This is a genomic window from Pedobacter sp. ASV12 (genome assembly GCF_016429155.1).
Taxonomy (GTDB): domain Bacteria; phylum Bacteroidota; class Bacteroidia; order Sphingobacteriales; family Sphingobacteriaceae; genus Pedobacter.
The window spans coordinates 1-6,072 of sequence record NZ_JAELUC010000132.1 but is presented as its reverse complement, the minus strand read 5'-3'; the positions used below and the strand labels follow the sequence as shown (position 1 = coordinate 6,072).

Here is a 6,072-nt window from a genome sequence, read left to right as displayed (position 1 = left end):
AGATGTGTATAAGAGACAGGGCATCAACAACAATATGTATTCCTTTATTGGTCAACACCTTACCGGCATTAACATCGTCTATATACGCCAGATTTCGCGGAATGTTAACTTGGGCTATTGAATTGGCCTTTACAGTAAAATTGAAGGTCTGCCCTCCTACAATTACTTTCCCTGAACTATTAGCTTTAGCAGAAATAAAGATCACCATATTGGCAAAGCTGTTTCCGCTGGGCACATGCGTAGGAAAAACGGCCCAAAAGTCGGTCCCTTCATTAGAAATATTTTGGGCACTCGCCTTTTTAAAGGGGCCAAAAAGCAAAAAAAGCAGAACCAAAAAGCAAAAATTCTTCATCCAGGCGTTAACTGTCCCGAAAAAAACAGACAGCGTTTTACAATAATAATAATTTATTTAAAACTAAACGACGGATTTATAGGTTAAGAATGATTAAGCAATTTGACTAGTCTGCAATAGGTTAGCTTACGACAGGAGATTTTGGCGCGCGATAAATTCCAATTGCCTGTTGGCAACCAATAGTTTTTCGGTAAGCTCCCGGTTTTCTTTTCTTAGGGTATAAATTTCGATGGCTTTTTCAATATTGATACGAAGATCCTCTTCCATCCAAGGTTTTTGGATGTAACGATAAACCTGGCCCTTGTTGATGGCATCGATAACGGCGTCGATATCGGTATAGCCTGTCAAGATCATTCTGATCGGATCGGGGTGTTCTTCTAAAATGGAAGCCAAAAACTCTACACCAGTGGTTTTGGGCATCCTTTGGTCGGTTATAATGATATGGATATCTTCTTTATCTAGTATTTTTCTGCCATCTTCGGCAGATTCGGCCGTAAAAATTTTGTACAACCTGCGATAGGTTGCCGCAAAGGCGCTCAGGTTGTGTGGTTCGTCGTCTACGTATAGGATATTTGTGCTCATCGGGATGTTAATAAAAGATAAAAATACTTTTTTATTATAACTCTTAAAAGACTAATTTAGTTGTTTTAACATTTATACGTATTTTATCATTAACAAGTTACTATTTTACTACCAAAAATGCAGTCTAATACTGGTTTCAACCCATTGCTCTCACAGCTCACCGAACAAACACTAGCCTACCAAAACAGCTATAAACCTGTGTTCTTCAGGTTACTGGATCAAGAGCAAAAAAATGCATTTGAAGTGCTTATTCAAAGCAGGACAAATCTACAAGTTTACGACCACATTAAGGACCAAGTAGAAGAATTGATCAAATGTTTGCAGCCTACCATTGTTTTTATGCCTCCGAGCGTATTGGCCGATGCCGTAGCAAAGCATTTTGGCGGACTTGAACCCGAAGAATTTGGGGTTTGGGTCTACTATCCCTGGGCCAATAAACTGGTGCATTTATTAGATGAAGCAGATTTTGCCATTGTTCGCACCAACCGCAACAAGCATAAAATTACCGCACAGGAGCAGCAAACACTGGCCCAAAAGAAAATTGGGGTCATGGGACTTTCGGTAGGACAATCGGTTTCATTAACCCTGGCCATGGAAAGAGGATTCGGCGAATTGCGCATTGCCGATTTCGACGAACTCGACCTCAGCAACATCAACCGCATCAGGACGGGGATTTACAACCTTAAAATCAAGAAAACCGTTATCGTGGCCCGCGAAATTGCCGAAATAGATCCTTACCTGAACGTGGTTTGCTTTGAAGAAGGTATTACCGAAGAGAATCTGGATAAATTTTTGACCGAAAATGGCAAGCTCGACCTTTTGATTGACGAATGCGACAGTTTCGACATCAAAATCAATGCGCGTACCAAGGCCAAAGCCTTGGGCATTCCGGTTTTAATGGAAGGCAGCGACCGTGGCACCATTGATATTGAAAGATTTGATCTGGAGCCCGAAAGACCTGTTTTGCATGGCATGGTAGAACATCTGGACATGAGCAAATACCAAACGCTGACCACGCTAGACGAAAGGGCCCCGTACATTACTGCGGTAACTGGCGTAGAAACCTTATCGCCCCGCATGAAAGCTTCGGCTGTTGAGATTATGGGTACCATTTCGACCTGGCCGCAATTGGCCAGTGCAGTTACCTATGGTGGTGGTGTTACTGCCGATCTGTCGAGAAAGATATTATTGAATCTGCTAAAAGTATCAGGACGTTTCTTTTTAGACCTTGACGAACTAATCAGCGACCCTAAACCTGCCGAAACTCCAACCGCCTTTCCCGCCCCGGTATTGCTTAGCAAAAAGGAGATTGAAGATTTTATCAGCGAACATAGACTGGCCTTTGAACCCAGCCAGCAAAATATCAGCGAAGAGGTATTGCTGCAACTGATCGAAGCGGCCAAACAGGCACCTTCGGGAGGCAACAACCAGCCTTGGCACTGGCACTACCAAAATGGCTTGTTGCACTTGTTCTTAGAAGAGCAGGTTGCCCAGGCCTATTTGGATCCGCAGTTTATTTCTTCTTATACGGCTTTGGGAGCCAGCATAGAAAACCTGTTGCTTAAAGCAGCCAGCCTAAACTTGGCGGTTAACTGGCAACTTACGCCACAATTGGCACCAAAACATATTGCTTGGTTTAGTTTTACCGGAAGTTACCAGCCAACCGATGCAGAAAAAGAATTAGCCAACCAAATCCCGTTAAGACATACCAACCGAAAAATCGGCCCAAGGCAGGAGCTTGACCAAGATACCTTGGCGCATTTAAGCAGCCTGGTGCAACAAACCAAAAATGCCAAACTGCAATGGGTTACCGATCCGGAAATGATCAAAAACCTGGGCATGATGGCTACCCACGCCGATTTGCTAAGAATGTTTATACCTGAAGCCCATACCGATTTTATCCAACGTGAAATGCGCTGGAACTTGGACGAGGTAAATGCAACCGAAGATGGCATCGGCATACACACCCTCGACTTGGGCAATAACGACCAAATTGGCATCCGTTTGCTTAAAGACAAAAGAATGATCAACTTTTTGCAACAGATTAACGGTGGCAGTGGTTTTAAACGCCTTTCTATGATGCAATTCATGGCGTCGAGCGCTATAGGTTTGGTTACCATGCCACAGGGCGAGATCAAATCGTTTATTGAAGGCGGTATGGCTGCCGAAAAACTTTGGCTGGGCGCCACGGGCTTAGGCCTTCAGGTACACCCGATTAACGTACCCTTGATCTTTTTCTACAAAAACTCTGTCGAAAACAGCTTACCTTTGCCAACAGAAAGCAAGGCCCAGTTAAGCCAAGCCGAACAGCAGTTTAAACATATTTTTGGCTTACAGGCTGATGAACAGGCCATATTCATGTTCAGGCTTTTCAAAGCCAGCCCATCGCCAGAAAGAACGATCAGAAAAACAACCGATAAAATATTCTCCATTGGAAGAGCATAGGCCACATATAGATAATTTATATTTCAAGGCCTTTAGGGCCGTTGACGACCGCGCAGCGTGCATGAAATTTATTGAAGGACATACCCATGTTCTCGAAATTTTTGGTATTACCCAAATTACCTCGGCAAAAATAGATTGGGTACTTAATCCGGATGTATTTGTGATTTTGGTTACTGCCGAAGAAGGCGGACGGGCCTTGGCCGGTGGACGCATCCATCAAGCCAACCGAAAAAACCCACTTCCCATTGAAGATGCCGTTGGCTACATGGACGAAAGGATTTACCAAATGGTAGAGGAGAGAACAGATGCTGGCACAGGCGAACTTTGTGGCCTTTGGAACTCTTGGGACATTGCCGGGCTTGGCATCGGCAGCATGCACCTGAGCACCGCCTGCGTAGCTTACGCCGACATGATCAAGCTGAACACTTTGTTTGGTTTGTGTGCTCCCGCTACTTACCGTAACTCTATCCGCGGTGGCTTTAGGGTAATCAACGAAATCGGCATCAACGGCAAGTTCTATTATCCCAAAGAAGATTTAACGGCAACTTCTATCTTAATCGATGATGTAAAAAATCTACCTCTGACGCATGAACCAGAAAGAAGCATTGCCATGAACATGCGCGCAAATGCCATAACCAAACAAGAAATACAATCTAAAACCGGCGAAACAATCACCCTGCATTTCGATTTAACCTTATAGGCTTATGAAAAGAACGGTATACCTGTTATTGTTCCTCCTTCTTTCTGTTGGCAATTTCAGGGCAAAGGCCTCAGATGTCGATAAAGGCATTTTACAAAACACTTTCAGCATAGCCTACTACAGAGATGGCACCAACAAAGCCAACCTGAACCAAGTGCTACGCCAAAAGTTTACTGCAACCGACAAAGATGTACTCAACTACAGCTTGGATACAGCCAGCTACTGGATTAAGTTCAGTCCAAAAACAGCTAAGCAATTTAACGGCCAGCTGCTCTTTATAGACCAGTCGCGTTTGGCACTTGCCGAACTTTACTTGGTACATCATACCGGCGAGACCAAACTGATCAAACCATTCAGCAGCTTTCCATATGCCAACAATGGCGCAACTTTGGGAAAGATATTTCAGTTGCCTCCTCTATTAGAGGCTAACGACGAACTTTTTCTCAGGCTCCGCTCCAATGAAACTTTCCTGGCGCCGGTAAGCATCATTGAAGAAGGTGCACTACTGGAAAATTTCTCATTAAGAAACATCATTTTCGGGCTGTACACGGGTATTATGGTGGTTATGTTTGTATACAACTTGTTTCTGTTTATCATTATCAGAGACAAAAGCTACCTCTACTACATTTTTTACATTTTCTTCACCTGGCTAACGCAAATCTCTATACAAGGCTATTTTGCCAAGTATTTTTTTCCCGAAGGAAGCACGGCAAACACCTATTCGGTGGTTCTTTTTTCGAGCATGGCGCTGGTGTTTACCAGTTTGTTCACGCTTTCGTTCCTCAACACCAAGGTATTCTCCAAGCTTTGGCACAGGCTCATCGTCATCTATTTTTATTTAACCTTGCTGAACCTGGTTGTGCTATGTACGTTCGGTATTTATGCAGCCTTTTTATTCATGCAGTTCCTCACTATTTCTGGAACGATTTTGGCCTTGGCCGCTGCAAGTTTTGTATACTTTAAAAAGCATTTCAAGCCAGCGGGATATTACCTGGTGGCGTGGTCGGTACTGCTGGTGGGGGCCATTCTTTTTGTAATGAAAGACTATGGCGCCATCCCTTACAACAACTTTACCATTTACCTGCTGCAGATTTCGTCGGCCATCGAAGTGATGTTACTTTCTTTCGCCTTGGCCGATAAGATCAACTTCTTTAAAAAGGAAAACGAAGTAGCCCAAGCCCAAGCCCTGAATGCTTCCCTCGAAAACCAAAAGCTTATCAGGGAACAAAACATTGTATTGGAGAAAAAGGTAAAAGAAAGAACGGAAGAGCTCGAAAATGCCAACGATACCTTAAATGTAACCCTTACCAATTTAAAGGATACACAATCGCAACTGGTTGATGCCGAAAAAATGGCCGCATTGGGTCAGTTAACCGCCGGCATTGCGCACGAAATCAATAACCCGATCAACTTTGTTACCTCCAACATCAAGCCTTTAGAGCTCGACATTAACGATTTGAAGGAAATTATTACGAAATACGAAAACATTGACCTCGACAAAGATGTTAAAGATCAAATAGAGGAAATTGAAGCATTCAAAAAACAGATCGATATCGACTTTGTCAATAATGAAATCTCGTCGCTCCTTTCGGGCATTAGTGAAGGCGCCAAACGTACGGCCGAAATCATCCGTAGCCTCCGCAATTTTAGTCGGGTCGACGAAACAGACATGAAGCCTATCGATCTTAACGAGGGCCTTCAGTCTACGCTGGTACTGGTAAGAAACAGCTTGCCAGACAACCTTACGGTAATTAAGGAATATGGCAATTTGCCTAAAGTAGACTGCCTGCCTGGCAAAATCAACCAAGTTTTCATGAATTTGGTGACCAATGCCATACAGGCCCTGTCTCTTATACACATCTGACGCTGCCGACGAACCACGACATGTGTAGATATCGGTGGTGGCCGGATCATTAAAAAGGGGGGGGGGGGGGGGGGGGGGGGGGGGGGGGGGGGGGGGGGGGGGGGGGGGGGGGGGGGGGGGGGGGGGGGG

At 44.4% G+C, this 6,072-nt stretch carries 5 protein-coding genes; 4 read left to right on the top strand and 1 reads right to left on the bottom strand.

Features of this window, described 5'->3' with window-relative positions:
* Window positions 1–398: hypothetical protein (locus JHD69_RS18750; protein ID WP_233166045.1), on the top strand; the 398-nt coding region annotated here is incomplete at its 5' end.
* Between the two features lie 80 nt (window positions 399–478).
* Here the strand turns inward: JHD69_RS18750 and JHD69_RS18745 are convergent.
* The gene (locus JHD69_RS18745) at window positions 479–934 is read right to left on the bottom strand and encodes a response regulator (RefSeq protein ID WP_199141872.1); all 456 of its coding nucleotides are present in this window, start codon (window positions 932–934) and stop codon (window positions 479–481) included.
* 117 nt (window positions 935–1,051) lie between these two features.
* On the opposite strand from JHD69_RS18745, the gene JHD69_RS18740 reads away from it, so the two are divergent.
* The 3 genes from JHD69_RS18740 to JHD69_RS18730 are packed head-to-tail and all read left to right on the top strand — an operon-like array spanning window position 1,052 to window position 5,943.
* Window positions 1,052–3,379 (top strand): Rv1355c family protein, encoded by a 2,328-nt coding sequence (locus JHD69_RS18740; RefSeq protein WP_199141871.1) that lies wholly within the window; start codon window positions 1,052–1,054, stop codon window positions 3,377–3,379.
* On the top strand, window positions 3,366–4,079 hold the full coding sequence (locus tag JHD69_RS18735) for a hypothetical protein (protein WP_199141870.1): 714 nt from the start codon (window positions 3,366–3,368) through the stop codon (window positions 4,077–4,079). The genes JHD69_RS18740 and JHD69_RS18735 overlap by 14 nt, the downstream gene beginning before the upstream one ends.
* 4 nt (window positions 4,080–4,083) lie before the next feature.
* Complete coding sequence (locus tag JHD69_RS18730; RefSeq protein WP_199141869.1) at window positions 4,084–5,943, top strand: sensor histidine kinase; 1,860 nt, start codon at window positions 4,084–4,086, stop codon at window positions 5,941–5,943.
* Window positions 5,944–6,072: the final 129 nt, after the last annotated feature.